The following is a 14,966-nucleotide window of genomic DNA, read 5'->3' as shown; positions in this document are numbered from 1 at the left end:
CGCCCATCTCTCTGCTGACCTGTCAGACACCCCCCCACCACGACGGAGACCCGCTGTGCCCGATGATGACGCCAACCCGACCCCGGACCAGGACGACCCGTTCCTCAACCCTGACGTCATCTCCCTGCACGGGGAGTTGATCGAGGAGTCCGCCGAGGAGGCGCTCAACCTCGGGGCGTACAGCGATGAGGAGATCGCCGCTCTTGTCTTCGAGGGGGTGGACCGTCCGGTCCCGTTGCCCTGGCTGGACTCGCTGGAGCCTTCGGAACGTGAGCTCGCCGTCGCGATGGGGATGCGCTCGCTGACCGTGCGAGGACTCGTCGAGGCGCTGCCCCTCGACGACGTCCAGGGCACCCTCCAGCAGACCTCGCCCCCAGAAGTCTGGACCCTGCTGGGGATGCGGCGGCACGCGCCGTCCATGGTGGTCGCCGAGCGCACCACCACGATGGGGACCGACTGGATCGTCTTCTACGAGCAGGAGCAGGAGCGGTGGTTGGCCGAGTTCATCACCGCACAGGGTTTTCACGAGTTCGTGCTCGCTCCCACGGAGGACACGGCGCTGGCCCTGATGGCCTGGTCGGGCGTGGACCCCCAGACGCAGGTCCCCGAGTTCGACCTGCGCCTCACCGTTGACGAGGTCCAGGGGCATGACCCCCGGCTCGAGCCGGTCGGTCAGGCCCTCGTCGCCGTGACCCTGAGCCGGACCGATCCCGCAGTGCCCGACGAGACCACCTTCGCAGGCCTCTACTCCGGTCCGGAGGGCAGCTACCTGTCCCAGCGTGAGGCGGACGGGCTCATCCGGTTCCGCGGGGAAGGCTTCGACGCGATCGAGGAGTTCGTCCACTCGCTGCTGCAGGAGAGCTGATGGCGCAGCCCCAGGAGCCCCTGCGAGGCACGGACATGGGTCGCGTCCTGTCGACCTTCCGGTGTTGGCCCGGGCCCCTCTCGGGCACGGTCATGCTGCTCCTCACCGTGGCCTTCGTCGCCTGGCACTGGATCACCGTCCCGGACGACCCGCTCTGGTTCCGCCTCGCCATGCTCTCCCTGCTGCTCCTGTTCTGGTCGGCCTTCGCGCTGCCGGGGATCCTGGAGCGGCACCGCGTCTGCGAGCACGGTCTGGTGCTGGGCTACGGACCCACCCGGACGGCCCGGTATGTCGTGCCCTGGACAAGCGTCGACCCGAACCGGGTGCGGGTGCTGCGCCGCAGCCAGCTGATCTCGCGGCACCGGGGGATGCCGCAGGTCAGTCCGCTCTACCGGATCGGGACGGGACCGCTGGCCTACCGGTCGTTGGCGGTGAACGGTCTGGACAGCGCCACCGACGCGGGCACGTGGCTGCACATCCCGGGCCTGCTGGAGACGCCCAACACGGTGTCGTCTGGCCGCGCCCGCAGCAGGACCCCCTACGCGTGGTGGATCCTGGGGACGCCACGGCCGGAGAAGCTGGCCCGGGCGATCGAGGAGGCGATGGTGTCCGCCGGACACCGGGCCGAAGGGCTGGCTGTCCGGGCCGCGGAACAGGAGATCGTCGTGCCGTGGACACCCGGGCCCTCGCCGCTCAGGCCCCGCAAGAAGTAGCGCGGATCGTCGGCGCGGGGAGGCGGGTTCACCGACACGCCACCTGTGCTCTGTCGATCCGTCGGGTAGGCGCCCCACAATGACGTCAGTCCCTGTCGGGTATGAGCCAGCAGGGCCTGAGCCAAGAGATGGATGTGGCCCGGTTCGCAGAGTATGAGTCTGCCAACCGGGCCACGACCAGTGGTGATGCACCGGACGATCGCGAAGGTGCCCGAGGCTCTCCCCTGCATCACCAGAGGGGTCACCGGCGGGGTGCAGGCACCCGGCCGGATCATCGAATCCTCGACGAGTCTTGCGATCCGCTCTCCGTGAGGAGTGCGTAGGAGAGTTCTACTCCTGCCCGGCACCGGGCGCAAGGGGTTGGTGCGGGCGGGGCCGCGTCCCTCAGCGTGTCGGGGGTGACACGCCGAGAGGCGTCAGCTGAGCAGGCGGATCTGGAGGGGATAGGAGTAGACCTCGCCGCGGGAGGCGGCCAGCGCGCCACGCACGTGGACCCAGATCTGGACGATGAACAGCACGACCCAGATGGGAACCGCCCAGATGAGGCCGATGCCGAACGTGACGAAGACGCTGATCCAGGTCAGCACCGAGGCGATGGTCATCGTCAGGTTGAAGTTGAACGCGCCGGCAGCGGCCGTCCGTACGGCCGCGCTGCGCTCGCGGTAGAACAGCCAGACCAGCAGCGGGCCGAGGAAGGGCAGCCAGCCCACGCTGAGCAGCATGGCCGCCGGGGCGGACAGGTGGGCGACGAGCATCATCGTGCGCTCCTCGCTGTTCGCCGGGTTCGGGGCGGCGGCGTAGCCGCGTGGGTCGCCGGGTTGCGGGAGAGGGGGTTGCTGGGGGTAGGGATTGTGCGTCAAGACACTCACTCCTTGTCAGGGAACCGTCACGAAGTCGATCAACTCTTCGACGCTGGCGAGCAGCGTAGGTTCCAGGTCACTGTAGGAACGCACGGAGGACAGGATCTTCTTCCACCCCAGGGCGACATCGGTCTGCGAGGTATGCGGCCAGCCCAGCTCGGCCAGCACCCCGTGCTTCCATGAGCGACCCTTCTCGATGACCGGCCACGACTGCAGGCCCAGCCGGGCCGGTTTGACCGACTGCCAGACGTCGACGTAAGGATGACCGAGGATCCGCACGTGCTGGCTGACCTTCTCCGCCGCTGCGACGATCCGGCTCTCCTTGGTGCCCGGGACGAGGTGGTCGACGAGCACCCCGAGGCGCCGTTGCGCCGTGGGCGCGAACCGGCGGATCTCGCCCGCCAGATCATCGACACCGTCGAGCATCTCCACCACGACGCCCTCCACCCGGAGGTCGTCGCCCCAGACCTTCTCCACCAGCTCGGCGTCGTGCCGGCCCTCGACCCAGATCCGTGAGCCGCTGGCCACCCGGGCGGGCTGACCGTTGACCCGGACCGACCCGCTCGCGGTCCGGCGGGCCGCCTGCTTCGCCGCCGCGACCTGGGCCCGGCGCTCGGCGGTGGGGGCGGTGAGCACGACAGGGGAGCCCTCGAGGAGGAAGCCGGGCCCGAGCGGGAAGCCCTTGACCTTGCCGCGGCGGTCCTCCAGGTGCACCACCTGCATCCCGCCCGCCTTCTCCACCCGTACCACGGCTCCGCACCAGCCGGTGTCGACGTCCTCGACCACCAGCCCGGTCTGCGCCTCGACCTGCTGGGCCCGTCCGCGCCTCGGCGCGCGCCAGTCACCGGTCAGCACGTCTGCTCCATACCTGTCCGTCACGCCGTCCGACGCTAGGTGGTGTGACGGTTGCGACGGGTGAGGCGCGCGGAGGGCGATGACGGCGGGCGCGGCCACAGACCTGCAGCCAGGCCCTCCTACGATGAGGCCATGAGCCAGACACGCATCGAGACGGACAGCATGGGGCAGGTCGAGGTCGCCGCCGACCGCTACTGGGGCGCGCAGACGCAGCGCAGCATCCACAACTTCCCCATCGGCCGGGACACCTTCGTCTGGGGCCGCCCGGTGATCAAGGCCCTGGGCATCCTGAAGAAGGGGGCCGCGCAGGCCAACGCCGAGCTCGGCGAGCTGCCTTCGGACGTCGCCGACCTCATCGTCCGCGCCGCGGACGAGGTCATCGCCGGGGAGCTGGACGACCACTTCCCGCTGGTCGTCTTCCAGACCGGCTCGGGCACCCAGAGCAACATGAACAGCAACGAGGTCATCTCCAACCGGGCCATCGAGCTGGCCGGCGGCCAGCTGGGCAGCAAGGTGCCCGTGCATCCCAACGACCACGTCAACCGGGGACAGAGCAGCAACGACACCTTCCCCACGGCCATGCACATCGCCGTGCTGCTGGAGCTGCGGGACCGGCTCGAGGGTGACGTGGCCCTGCTGCGCGACACCCTGGCCGCCAAGGGGGAGGAGTTCGCCGACGTGGTGAAGGTCGGCCGCACCCACCTGCAGGACGCCACCCCGATCACCCTGGGGCAGGAGATCGGTGGCTGGGTGGCCCAGATCGACTACGCGATGCGCGAGGTGCGCCACGCCGGGGACGGGCTGCACGAGCTGGCGATCGGCGGCACCGCGGTGGGCACCGGACTCAATGCCCACCCGCGGTTCGGGGACCTGGCCGCGCGGAAGATGGGCGAGGAGGCCGGGTTCGAGCTGGTCTCCGCCAAGAACAAGTTCGCCGCGCTGTCGGCCCACGACGCCCTGGTGCAGACCTCGGCGGCCTTGCGCACGCTGGCCGGCGCGCTGATGAAGATGGCCAACGACGTGCGCTGGCTGGCCTCTGGCCCCCGCAACGGCATCGGCGAGCTCGTCATCCCCGAGAACGAACCGGGCTCCAGCATCATGCCGGGCAAGGTCAACCCGACCCAGCCCGAGGCGCTGACCATGGTCGCCACCCGCGTCTTCGGCAACGACGCCACCGTCGCCTTCGCCGGCACACAGGGCAACTTCCAGCTCAACGTCTACAAGCCGGTCATGGTCCACGCCGTCCTGGAGAGCATCCGCCTGCTCGGCGATGGCTGCCGCGCCTTCAACGACGGCTGCGCAGTAGGGCTGGAGCCGCACACCGAACGGATCGAAGCCAACCTGGCCAGCAACCTCATGCAGGTCACTGCGCTCAACCCGCACATCGGGTATGACGCAGCCGCGGCCATCGCCAAGCAGGCCCACAAGGAGGGTCTGACGCTGCGCGAGGCGGCCATCGCCTCCGGCCAGGTCACCGAGGAGGAGTTCGACGCCTGGGTCGTGCCGATCGACATGACCCGCCCCCGTCACGTCGACTGAGGCCGCGTCTGGGCGGCGGGCGAGTTGCGCCTCCGGGGTAGACTTAGCACTCGGGAGCATCGAGTGCCAAGCAATCGAGTGCCAGCCTGGCCGTGCCTCGGACCGCGCCGCCGTCCGTCGCGCCTGGTCCGGGCCGGCCGCCGACGTGGGAGGAGGAGCCATGAGCCAGGAGCGCCGACTAGAGGTGCTGCGCGCCATCGTGCAGGACTACGTGCGCACCTCCGAGCCGGTCGGGTCCAAGGCGTTGCTGGACCGCCACCAGCTCGGGGTCTCGGCCGCCACCGTGCGCAACGACATGGCGGCGCTGGAGGACGAGGGGTTGATCATTGCGCCGCACACCAGCGCCGGACGGATCCCGACCGACGCTGGCTACCGGATCTTCGTGGACCGGCTGCAGCAGGTCAAGCCGATGAGCAAGGCCGAGCGTGCGGCGATCGAGCGCTTCCTGGCGGGGGCGGTGGACCTGGACGACGTCGTCGCCCGGACCACCCGGCTCCTGGCCGGCCTGACCCAGCAGGTCGCGGTCATGCAGTACCCGAGCCTGACCAGGTCCAGCGTGCGGCACATCGAGCTGGTCCCGGTCGGCGGCGCCCGGCTGATGGTCGTGCTCATCGTCAACACCGGGCGCGTCGAGCAGCGCATGGTGGAGACCGGCCGTGACCTGAGCAGCGAGGCCGAGCTGGTCGCGGGGCTGCGTAACCTGGTCAACGAGCAGGCCGTCGGCCAGCCGCTGACCGCCGTCCCGGGTCGGCTGGCCACGGTGAGTGAGCGGATGGCCCCCGAAGACCGGCCACTCGTCGAGGCTGTGGCCAGAGCCCTCGCCGACGCCACCGAGGAGAGCACCGAGGAGCGGGTCGTGCTGGCCGGCACCGCCAACCTGGCCCGGGTCGGCAGCGACTTTCCGACCACCCTGTCCCAGGTCCTGGAGGCCCTGGAGGAGCACGTGGTGCTGCTGCGGCTGCTGCAGGCCGTGCCCACGATCACCGAGGGAGACGGCGATAGCGTCACCGTCTCGATCGGCGCGGAGAACCCTTACGCGCCGCTGCGCACCACTTCCGTCGTCGCCACCGCCTACGGTGGTGCCGGCAACCTGGGGGTCGTCGGACCGACCCGCATGGACTACGGCCAGGCCATGGTCGCCGTCCGCGCGGTGGCGCACTACGTCACCGAGATCCTGGACGAGTGAGGGATCTCACGGCATACCTGCCGTGCCCCCGTCGTTAGCCCCACGTCACCTGCACACGCTCGACCACCCGCGAAACCACCACCTGCCGAAGCCCTTCCGACCGCGACCAGCTGAGGACGCCCCACGCCGTGAACGACTACTACGCCGATCTTGGAGTGCCCCGCGAGGCCACCCCCGAAGAGATCAAGAAGGCCTACCGCCGCAAGGCCCGCCAGCTGCACCCGGACGTCAACCCCGGCGCGGACGCCGAGGCCGAGTTCAAACGGGTCAGCCAGGCCTACGACGTCCTCGGCGACCCGGCCAAGCGGGCCTCCTACGACCGGGGCCAGGACCCCTACGGCGGCTCCACCGGTGGGTTCGGCCAGGGCTTCACCTTCAGCGACATCATGGACGCCTTCTTCGGCGGCACCGCCGCCGGCACCCGCGGACCCCGCACTCGGGTGCAGCGCGGCCATGACGCGCTCGTCCGGCTGGACATCGACCTGGCCACCGCCGTCTTCGGTGGCGAGGAGACCCTGCACATCGACACGGCCGTGCTGTGCCAGACCTGCACCGGCTCCGGCGCGCAGCCAGACTCCCGCACCCGCAGCTGCCAGGTATGCGGTGGCCGCGGCGAGGTGCAGCAGGTCCAGCGCTCTTTCCTGGGCCAGGTGATGACCTCCCGTCCGTGCCAGGCCTGCCGCGGCTACGGCGACGTCATCGAGCACCCGTGCTTCGACTGCTCCGGGGAGGGCCGGGTCCGCACCCGCCGCGACCTCACCCTGAGGGTGCCGGCCGGGGTGGACAGCGGCACCCGGATCCAGCTCACCGGTGAGGGCGAGGTCGGGCCCTTCGGTGGGGAGCCGGGGGACCTCTACGTCGAGATCGCCGTCGAGCCGCACGAGACCTACCAGCGGCGGGGTGACGACCTGCACGGCTCCCTGGAGGTGCCGATGACCGCGGCGGCGCTCGGTGCCACCCTGCCCGTGGAGACCCTCGACGGCCTCGAGGAGATCGAGCTGGCATCGGGCACCCAGCCGGGCGAGACCATCACCCTGCCCGGGCTCGGGGTCACCCACCTGCGTGGGCAGGGCCGCGGAGACCTCGTCCTGCACGTGGACGTCAAGGTCCCCACCCGGCTCACCGACGAGCAGCGCGAGCTGCTCACCCGGCTGGCCGAGAGCCGGGAGGAGACCCGCCCGACCGGTCGCATGGGCGCCAACGGGCCCGGTCACGGACGCAAGAGCAAGCTCTGGGAAGCCCTGAGGGGCAGGTGATGACCGCGCCCCTGTTCCTCGTGCCGGTCGGCAGCCTCGACGCCGACGACGAGGGCGGGCCGCGCGCCCTACGGCTGGACGGCCCCGAGGGTCGGCACGCCGCCGACGTGCAGCGACTCGGCGTCGGTGAGGAGATCCTTGTGGCCGACGGTCAGGGCCGGGCCGCGTCCTGCACCGTGACCGCGGCCGACCGCGCAGCCCTGCAGCTGCGCGTCGACTCGCTGTGGACGGTCGAGGAGTCGCAGCCCCGCCTCGTCCTGGTCCAGGCCCTGGCTAAGGGCGAGCGCGACCTGATGGCGGTCGAGGCCGCGACCGAGCTGGACGTCGACGAGGTGGTTCCGTGGCAGGCTGACCGCTCGATCGTGCGCTGGCGGGCCGAGCGGGCGCAGAAGGCTCACCGCAAGTGGCAGCAGACCGTGCTGGCCGCCACCAAGCAGTCCCGCCGCGTCCGGGTCCCTGTCGTCGCCGACCTGGTGACCAGGGGTGAGCTGGTCCGACGCGTCGCCGAGTCCGCGCTCACCGTGGTGCTGCACGAGGAGGCCGAGGAGCCACTGGCCCAGGTGTCCTTGCCCGAGCAGGGGGAGGTGCTGGTGGTCGTCGGCCCCGAAGGCGGGATCGCGGCGCAGGAGCTGACCGCGCTCACCGCGGCGGGCGCCCAGCCGGTCCGGCTGGGCAGGACCGTCCTGCGCTCCTCCAGCGCCGGGCCCGCCGCCCTCGCCGTCCTCAACGCCCGGAGCAGGTGGCGGTGACCACCGACACCGCCCCCGCGCCCTCCCTCTTCAGCCCGCAGCTGCGCTCCGCCTCCATCGGGGCAACCGCGCTGATCGCCCTCTTCGCGCTGGAGTACATCGCCGTCGGCGCCGCCATGCCGACGATCGCCGAGGCGCTGCAGGGCTACCACCTGTACAGCATGGCCTTCGGGGCCACCGTGGCCGCCAGCATCGTCGGGATGATCATCAGCGGCTGGTGGTCGGACCGTAGCGGGCCCCGGCCGGTCGTCCTCGCCGGCACCCTGACCTTCGCCCTCGGGCTGCTCGTCGCCGGCCTGGCCCCCACGATGGAGCTGTTCAGCGTCGGCCGTGGGCTGCAGGGGCTGGGCAGCGGGCTGTCCACGGTCGCGCTCTACGTCGTCATCGCCCAGCGGGTCCCCGACGTCTCCCGCCCCGCCGTCTTCTCCCTGCTCGCCGCCGCGTGGGTGGTGCCCGGCCTGGTCGGCCCTCTCCTCACCGGCTCCTTGGTCCACTACCTGTCCTGGCGCTGGGTCTTCCTCGGTGTCGCCCCGCTGGTGGCGGTGGCGCTGCTCGTGCTGCGGCCCGCGCTGCGCGGCACCTACCCCAGCGACGAGGCTCCGTTCCTGCGGCCGGCGACGATCGGCTGGGCCGTGGTGGCCGCTGCAGCAGTTGGTGTGCTCAACCTCGCCGGTGAGTCGGTGGATGGCCGCGAGTGGGTCATCGGCGCGGTCGCCCTGCTGCTGCTGGGGCTGGCCAGCTGGCGGCTGCTGCCGCGCGGTGCGCTGCGGCTGGCACGGGGCCTGCCCTCCGTCATCGGGGTCCGCGCCGCCCTGGGTGGGTCCCTGGTGGCCGCTGAGGCCTACCTGCCGTTGATGCTGCGGGACGAGCACGGCTACTCCCCGGCGAGGGCCGGGGCCATCCTGGCCGTGGCCTCCATCGCCTGGGCCCTCGGCTCGTTCTTCCAGGGCCGGCTGGGCCCGGCCACCGACCGCTACCGCGTGATGGTGGCGGGAGCGAGCATCTACGCCACCCTCATGGTGGTGATGGCGCTTGCGGTCTGGGCCGCGTGGCCCGGTTGGGCCGTGATCGTGATCTACGGCCTGGCCACCCTCGGCCTGGGCGCCGCCTACCCGACCACCTCGTTGCTCACCATGCGCTTGTCGCCCCCGGGCGAGATCGGTCGCAACTCCTCGGCCCTGCAGGTCGGTGAGGCGTTGACCAGCGCCTTCGCCCTGGCGATCACGGGCGTGGTGTTCGGGCTCACGTATGCCGCAGCACCCCATGCGGCGTTCGTCGGCACCCTCGTGGTCTCGTGCGTCGTCGGTGCCGTCTCCGTCGTGGCGGCGGGCCGGTCGCGTCCCCCGATCTGAGGTCGCAGGGCTGTTGCAGCCCTGAGCACTAGACTGGGCCCTGATATGACCGATGTCGAGCATCCTGAACCCCTCGGACAGACCGGCCTCCCCGGGCCTGCCGCCCACCACGCCCCGGCCACGCATACCGTGGTCATCCCCGACGAGGTCCCGATGGTGGCCCTCCTCGGCCCTCGCGATGAGCTGCTGCGCACCATCGAACGGGCCTTCCCGCGCATCGACGTGCACGTGCGCGGCAACGAGTTCCGGCTGACGGGGGACTCGGCCGAGCTCGCCCTGGCCGAACGGCTCATCGACGAGCTGCTGTCCATCGTCCGCCGCGGGCAGCCACTGAACCGCGACGCTGTGGAGCGCAGCATCGGGATGCTGCGGGCGGCCACCTCCGACCGTCCGGCGGACGTGCTGACGATGAACATCGTCTCCAGCCGAGGGCGCACGATCCGGCCCAAGACGCTGAACCAGAAGCACTACGTCGACGCCATCGACTCGCACACCATCGTCTTCGGGCTGGGCCCGGCCGGCACCGGCAAGACCTACCTGGCGATGGCCAAGGCGGTCGCGGCCCTGCAGGCCAAGGAGGTCAACCGGATCATCCTGACCCGGCCCGCGGTCGAGGCGGGGGAGCGGCTGGGTTTCCTGCCCGGCACCCTGACCGACAAGATCGACCCCTACCTGCGCCCGCTCTACGACGCCCTGCACGACATGGTTGACCCCGAGTCGATGTCCAAGTTGATGGCGGCCGGCACCATCGAGGTGGCGCCTCTGGCCTACATGCGGGGGAGGACGTTGAACGACGCCTTCATCATCCTGGATGAGGCCCAGAACACCTCCCCGGAGCAGATGAAGATGTTCCTGACCCGGCTGGGGTTCGGCTCCAAGATGGTCGTCACCGGCGACACGACGCAGGTGGATCTCCCCGGCGGGGTCCAGTCGGGGCTGAAGGTGGTGCAGCAGATCCTGGACGGGGTCGACGACATCCACTTCGCCCGGTTGACCAGCCAGGACGTGGTGCGCCACCGGCTCATCGGGGACATCGTGGACGCCTACGGACGGTATGACGCTCGCCAGCAGCGCGGCCCTCGTCGTCCCCGCGCGGTGGAGGAGGAGTCCTCGTCGTGAGCATCGAGGTGCTCAACGAGTCCGGGGAGGTGCCCTCGCCGGTCCCCGAGCAGGAGCTGGCCGACCTAGGCCGGCACGTCCTGGACCAGCTACGGGTGCACCCGCAGGCGGAGCTGACCATCACCCTGGTTGACGAGGAGACGATGGCGGCCCTGCACGTGCAGTGGATGGACCTGCCCGGACCCACCGACGTCATGAGCTTTCCCATGGACGAGCTGCGTCCGGGGCATGACGGGGAGGAGTCGGTCGCCGGGATGCTGGGTGACGTCGTGCTCTGCCCTTCCGTCGCGCGCCGGCAGGCCCAGGAGGCCGGGCACGCCGCCGGCGACGAGCTGCTGCTGCTGACCACCCACGGCATCCTGCACCTGCTCGGTTTCGACCATGCCGAGCCGGAGCAGAAGCGCGAGATGTTCGACCTGCAGCGGACCCTGCTGCTGACCTTCCTGGCGCAGCGGGGCCGGTCGACCAGCGCGGCTGACGACGACAGCGTGGCGAGGCGGGCATGACCACGCTCATCGTCCTGGCGCTGACCACGACCGTCGTCGCCTTCGTGCTCTCGGCCGGCGAGACCGCGCTGCAGCGGATGTCCCGCCACCGGGCCGAGCAGCTGCTCGACGAGGGGCGCTCCGGTGCGCGAGCGCTGGTCCGCATCACCCGGGAGGTCACCCCCTACCTGGCCGTCGCCACCTTCGTCCGGGTGACAGCCGAGGCGGCGACTGCGGTCATGGTGGCGGTCGCCGTCGACATGGTGACCGACAACCACACCCAGACCGCCCTCATCGCCTCGGCCATCATGGCGGTGGTGCTGTTCGTGGTCGTCGGCGTCTCGCCCCGGACCCTCGGGCGGCAGCACGTGGACGTGGTCGCGCTGCTGAGCGCGCCGCTCGTCCGGCTGCTGCGTCTCTTCCTGGGCCCCCTGGCCAAGCTCCTCGTCCTCATCGGCAACGCGGTCACGCCCGGCCGCGGCTTCTCCGAGGGCCCGTTCGCCACCGAGTCCGAGCTGCGCGAGCTGGTCGACCTGGCCGGGGAGTCGGCCGTCATCGAGGACGACGAGCGGGAGATGATCCACTCGATTTTCGAGCTGGGTGACACCGTTGCCCGCGAGGTCATGGTGCCTCGGCCGGACCTGGTGACGATCAAGGGGGAGAAGGTGCTGCGGCAGGCGATGAGCCTGTTCCTGCGCTCCGGCTTCTCCCGGGTGCCGGTCATCGGCGAGGACACCGACGACGTGCTGGGGATGCTCTACTTCAAGGACGTCGTCCGCGCGGTGAACAGCCGACCCGAGGCCGCCGCCACCACCCCCGTGACCGAGGTGATGCGCCAGGTCCAGCGGGTCCCCGAGATGAAGCGGGTCGATGAGCTGCTGCGCGAGATGCAGCAGGCCCGGGCCCACGTTGCGCTCGTTATCGATGAGTATGGCGGGACCGCCGGCCTGATCACCATCGAGGACGTCGTGGAGGAGATCGTCGGGGAGATCACCGACGAGTACGACCGCGATCAGGCCGAGGTGGAGCCGATCGTCGCCGAGGACGGGCAGGAGCTGGTCCGGGTGCCGGCCAACATGCTCGTCGACGACCTGGCCGAGATGTTCGACGTGGAGATCGAGACCGAGGACGTCGACTCCGTCGGCGGGTTGCTCGCCACCGCCATCGGCATGGTCCCCATCCAGGGGTCGGTGGGCGAGGTCGCCGGTCTGGAGCTGACCGCCGAGCGGATGGCCGGCCGGCGCCGTCGCGTCGCGACCGTCCTGGTGCGCCGGCTGCGGCAGCCCGAGCCCGGTGAGGAAGACGCCGTGCCGGACCGTGACGAGGCCATTTCGGCCCAGAACGAGGTGAGCAGCAGTGCCCCACACTGAGCCCGAGCAGACCGCATACCGGGCCGGTTTTGCCTGCCTGGTCGGCCGGCCGAACGCCGGCAAGTCCACCCTGACCAACACCCTGGTGGGTTCAAAGGTGGCGATCACCTCCTCCAAGCCCCAGACCACCCGGCACACCATCCGGGGCATCCGGACCACCCCGAGCTCACAGCTCATCCTCGTCGACACCCCGGGGCTGCACCGGCCTCGTTCGCTGCTCGGACGGCGGCTGAACGATCTGGTCCGCGACACCCTGCTCTCGGTCGACGTCATCGGCTTCTGCCTGCCGGCCGACCAGCGGGTAGGGCCGGGTGACCAGTACATCGCCAAGGACCTGATGGATCTGCACCGGGTGCGCAAGGTGCCAGTGGTAGCAATCGCCACCAAAGCCGACGCGGTCAGCCGCGACCGGCTGGCCGAGCACCTCATGGCGATCGACGGACTGGGTGACTGGGACGCGATCATCCCCTGCTCCGCGGTCCGCGGCGACCAGGTCGAGGAGGTCGCCGAGCTGTTGGCCGACCATCTGCCGCAGTCGCCGCAGCTCTACCCCGAGGACCAGCTGACCGACGAGTCCGATCTGGTGATGATCGCCGAGCTGGTGCGCGAGGCTGCCCTGGAAGGGATCCGCGACGAGCTGCCGCACAGCCTGGCGGTCCAGGTCGAGGAGATCGTTGCGCGCGAGGACCGGCCCGAGCGCGACCCGCTCTCCGATGTCCGGGTCAACGTCTTCGTCGAGCGACCCAGCCAGAAGGCCATCATCATCGGCCGCGGCGGGTCCCGGTTGCGCGAGGTCGGTTCTCAGGCACGGAAGGGCATCGAGGAGTTGCTGGGTCACCGGGTCTACCTCGACCTGCACGTGAAGGTGGCCAAGGACTGGCAGCGCGACCCCAATGCGCTGGACCGGCTCGGCTTCTGACGCCTGCGTGCAGGCCCAGGGGTGGACCTGCGCGTGCGCCGTCCGAATCTGTGGCAGGGTCGGGGCGTGAAGAAGTTCATCAACGACCCCGCTGACGTGGTCGTCGAAGCCCTGCAGGGTGTGGCCCTGGCCCATCCGGACCGGTTGCGCGTCGACCTGGAGCGACAGCTGGTGCTGCGCGTCGGGGGGCCGGTGCCGGGCAAGGTGGGGCTGCTCTCCGGTGGCGGCGCCGGTCACGAGCCCCTGCACAGCGGCTTCGTGGGTCCGGGGATGCTCGACGCCGCCTGCTGCGGGCAGGTGTTCACCTCACCCGTGCCCGACCAGATCCTGGCCGCGGCGATCGCCGTGGATGCCGGGGCCGGGGTGCTGCAGATCGTGAAGAACTACACCGGCGACGTGCTCAACTTCGAGATGGCCGCCGAGCTGGCGGAAGGTGAGGGGGTCAGGGTGCGCACGGTCCTGGTGGCCGACGACGTTGCGGTCGAGGACAGTCTCTTCACCGCCGGACGCCGCGGCGTGGGCGCCACCGTCCTCGTGGAGAAGATCGTGGGAGCGGCCGCAGAGGACGGGCTGGACCTGGACGCCTGCACCGCGCTGGGGGAGCAGGTGGCCGGCGCGAGCAGGTCGATGGGCATCGCCCTGGGCTCCTGCACCGTGCCGGCGGCCGGGCGTCCGACGGTGGACCTGGGGCCGGACGAGATCGAGATCGGCGTCGGGATCCACGGAGAGCCAGGCCGGCGCCGGCAGGCCCTCGCCCCCGCCCGGGAGCTGGCCGCGCAACTGGTGGAGCCGGTGGTGGAGGACCTCGAGCTGCGGCGGGGCGAGCGCGCGCTGGTCTTCCTCAACGGGCTGGGTGGGACACCGCAGCTCGAGCTCTACCTGATGTTCCACGAGGTGCATCGGCAGCTCAAGGAACGCGGGGTGGACGTGGTGCGCTCGCTCGTGGGCAGTTTCCTGACCTCCCTGGACATGGCGGGCTGCTCGCTGACGCTGCTGCGGCCAGACGAGCCGATGCTGCGTTGGTGGGACGCCCCGGTGGACACCCCGGCTCTTCGATGGTGAGGATGGGACATGGCTGATCTGACCGCATTCCAGGCCTGGGTCGCGCAGAGCGCGCGCTCGATCGGCGAGCACGCGGCGCACCTGACCGACCTGGACCGGGCCATCGGCGATGGCGACCACGGGGCGAACATGGAGCGCGGATTCACGGCCAGCGCACGCCTCGCTGAGGACGAGCAGTTCAGCGGCATCGACACCTATCTCAAGAAGGTCGGGATGACCTTGGTCAGCACCGTGGGCGGAGCCTCCGGCCCGCTCTACGGCACCTTCTTCCTGCGCCTGGCCGGTCCGCTGTCTGCCTCCGACGACGCTGGCGCCCGGGAGCTGTCGCAGGCCCTGCGGGCCGGTGTGGAGGGCATCGTGGCGCGCGGCAAGGCCGAACGTGGCGACAAGACCATGTATGACGCGTTCGCCCCGGCGTTGGCGGCCTTCGAGGAGGCAGCCCACACCGGCCGGACGATCCAGGAGTGTCTGGACCAGGCCGCTCGGGCAGCGGAGGAGGGACGGGACGCGACCGAGCCGATGGTGGCGCGCAAGGGTCGGGCCTCCTACCTGGGGGAGCGCAGCGCCGGGCATGTCGACCCGGGCGCCAGCAGCGCCGCTCTGGTGCTGCGCGCGGCCGCCCAGACTCTGGCCTGA

The 14,966-nt window shown here is 70.9% G+C and carries 15 protein-coding genes; 13 read left to right on the top strand and 2 right to left on the bottom strand.

All coding sequences use genetic code 11. The features are described from left to right. The first annotated feature begins 55 nt into the window (after positions 1–55). A complete protein-coding gene (locus tag FY030_RS09445) occupies positions 56–865 on the top strand; it encodes a hypothetical protein (RefSeq protein WP_158061282.1) in 810 nt (269 codons plus the stop codon). Further along, the gene (locus FY030_RS09440) at positions 865–1,578 is read left to right on the top strand and encodes a hypothetical protein (RefSeq protein WP_158061281.1); all 714 of its coding nucleotides are present in this window, start codon (positions 865–867) and stop codon (positions 1,576–1,578) included. Before FY030_RS09445 ends, FY030_RS09440 begins: the two co-directional genes overlap by 1 nt. Positions 1,579–1,994: 416 nt before the next feature. Here FY030_RS09440 and FY030_RS09435 read toward each other — a convergent pair whose 3' ends face one another. Beyond that, positions 1,995–2,447 (bottom strand): DUF4870 domain-containing protein, encoded by a 453-nt coding sequence (locus tag FY030_RS09435; protein ID WP_420371853.1) that lies wholly within the window; start codon positions 2,445–2,447, stop codon positions 1,995–1,997. A 6-nt stretch (positions 2,448–2,453) separates the two neighbouring features. After that, positions 2,454–3,317 carry a DUF3097 domain-containing protein gene (locus FY030_RS09430; protein ID WP_158061280.1) on the bottom strand — a complete coding sequence of 288 codons (864 nt, stop codon included), beginning with the start codon at positions 3,315–3,317 and terminating at the stop codon, positions 2,454–2,456. 108 nt (positions 3,318–3,425) lie between these two features. Between FY030_RS09430 and fumC the strand changes: the two genes are divergently transcribed. The 11 genes from fumC to dhaL all read left to right on the top strand — a co-directional run bounded on the left by fumC (position 3,426) and on the right by dhaL (position 14,966). Beyond that, positions 3,426–4,832 (top strand): class II fumarate hydratase, encoded by a 1,407-nt coding sequence (fumC, locus tag FY030_RS09425; protein ID WP_158061279.1) that lies wholly within the window; start codon positions 3,426–3,428, stop codon positions 4,830–4,832. 160 nt (positions 4,833–4,992) lie between these two features. Next, a complete protein-coding gene (hrcA, locus tag FY030_RS09420; RefSeq protein ID WP_158061278.1) occupies positions 4,993–6,018 on the top strand; it encodes a heat-inducible transcriptional repressor HrcA in 1,026 nt (341 codons plus the stop codon). Between the two features lie 128 nt (positions 6,019–6,146). Next, positions 6,147–7,274, top strand: a complete 1,128-nt coding sequence (dnaJ, locus tag FY030_RS09415) for a molecular chaperone DnaJ (protein WP_158061277.1) — start codon at positions 6,147–6,149, stop codon at positions 7,272–7,274. After that, entirely contained in the window at positions 7,274–8,023 is a 750-nt protein-coding gene (locus FY030_RS09410; protein ID WP_158061276.1) for a 16S rRNA (uracil(1498)-N(3))-methyltransferase, read from the top strand. Before dnaJ ends, FY030_RS09410 begins: the two co-directional genes overlap by 1 nt. After that, on the top strand, positions 8,020–9,375 hold the full coding sequence (locus tag FY030_RS09405; protein WP_238348211.1) for an MFS transporter: 1,356 nt from the start codon (positions 8,020–8,022) through the stop codon (positions 9,373–9,375). The genes FY030_RS09410 and FY030_RS09405 overlap by 4 nt, the downstream gene beginning before the upstream one ends. Positions 9,376–9,420: 45 nt before the next feature. Then, positions 9,421–10,494, top strand: a complete 1,074-nt coding sequence (locus tag FY030_RS09400; RefSeq protein WP_238348210.1) for a PhoH family protein — start codon at positions 9,421–9,423, stop codon at positions 10,492–10,494. Further along, positions 10,491–11,000, top strand: a complete 510-nt coding sequence (gene ybeY, locus FY030_RS09395; RefSeq protein WP_158061274.1) for an rRNA maturation RNase YbeY — start codon at positions 10,491–10,493, stop codon at positions 10,998–11,000. Before FY030_RS09400 ends, ybeY begins: the two co-directional genes overlap by 4 nt. Further along, positions 10,997–12,349, top strand: coding sequence for a hemolysin family protein (locus FY030_RS09390; RefSeq protein WP_158061273.1), 1,353 nt, complete (start codon positions 10,997–10,999; stop codon positions 12,347–12,349). The genes ybeY and FY030_RS09390 overlap by 4 nt, the downstream gene beginning before the upstream one ends. Then, on the top strand, positions 12,336–13,268 hold the full coding sequence (gene era / locus FY030_RS09385; protein WP_158061272.1) for a GTPase Era: 933 nt from the start codon (positions 12,336–12,338) through the stop codon (positions 13,266–13,268). Before FY030_RS09390 ends, era begins: the two co-directional genes overlap by 14 nt. 66 nt (positions 13,269–13,334) lie before the next feature. After that, entirely contained in the window at positions 13,335–14,330 is a 996-nt protein-coding gene (gene dhaK / locus FY030_RS09380) for a dihydroxyacetone kinase subunit DhaK (protein ID WP_158061271.1), read from the top strand. A 9-nt stretch (positions 14,331–14,339) separates the two neighbouring features. Next, complete coding sequence (gene dhaL, locus FY030_RS09375; RefSeq protein ID WP_158061270.1) at positions 14,340–14,966, top strand: dihydroxyacetone kinase subunit DhaL; 627 nt, start codon at positions 14,340–14,342, stop codon at positions 14,964–14,966.

This window comes from Ornithinimicrobium pratense (genome assembly GCF_008843165.1).
Taxonomy (GTDB): Bacteria; Actinomycetota; Actinomycetes; order Actinomycetales; family Dermatophilaceae; genus Ornithinicoccus; species Ornithinicoccus pratensis.
Note: the sequence above shows the minus strand (reverse complement) of the source record. Positions and strands in the feature narration are given on the sequence as shown.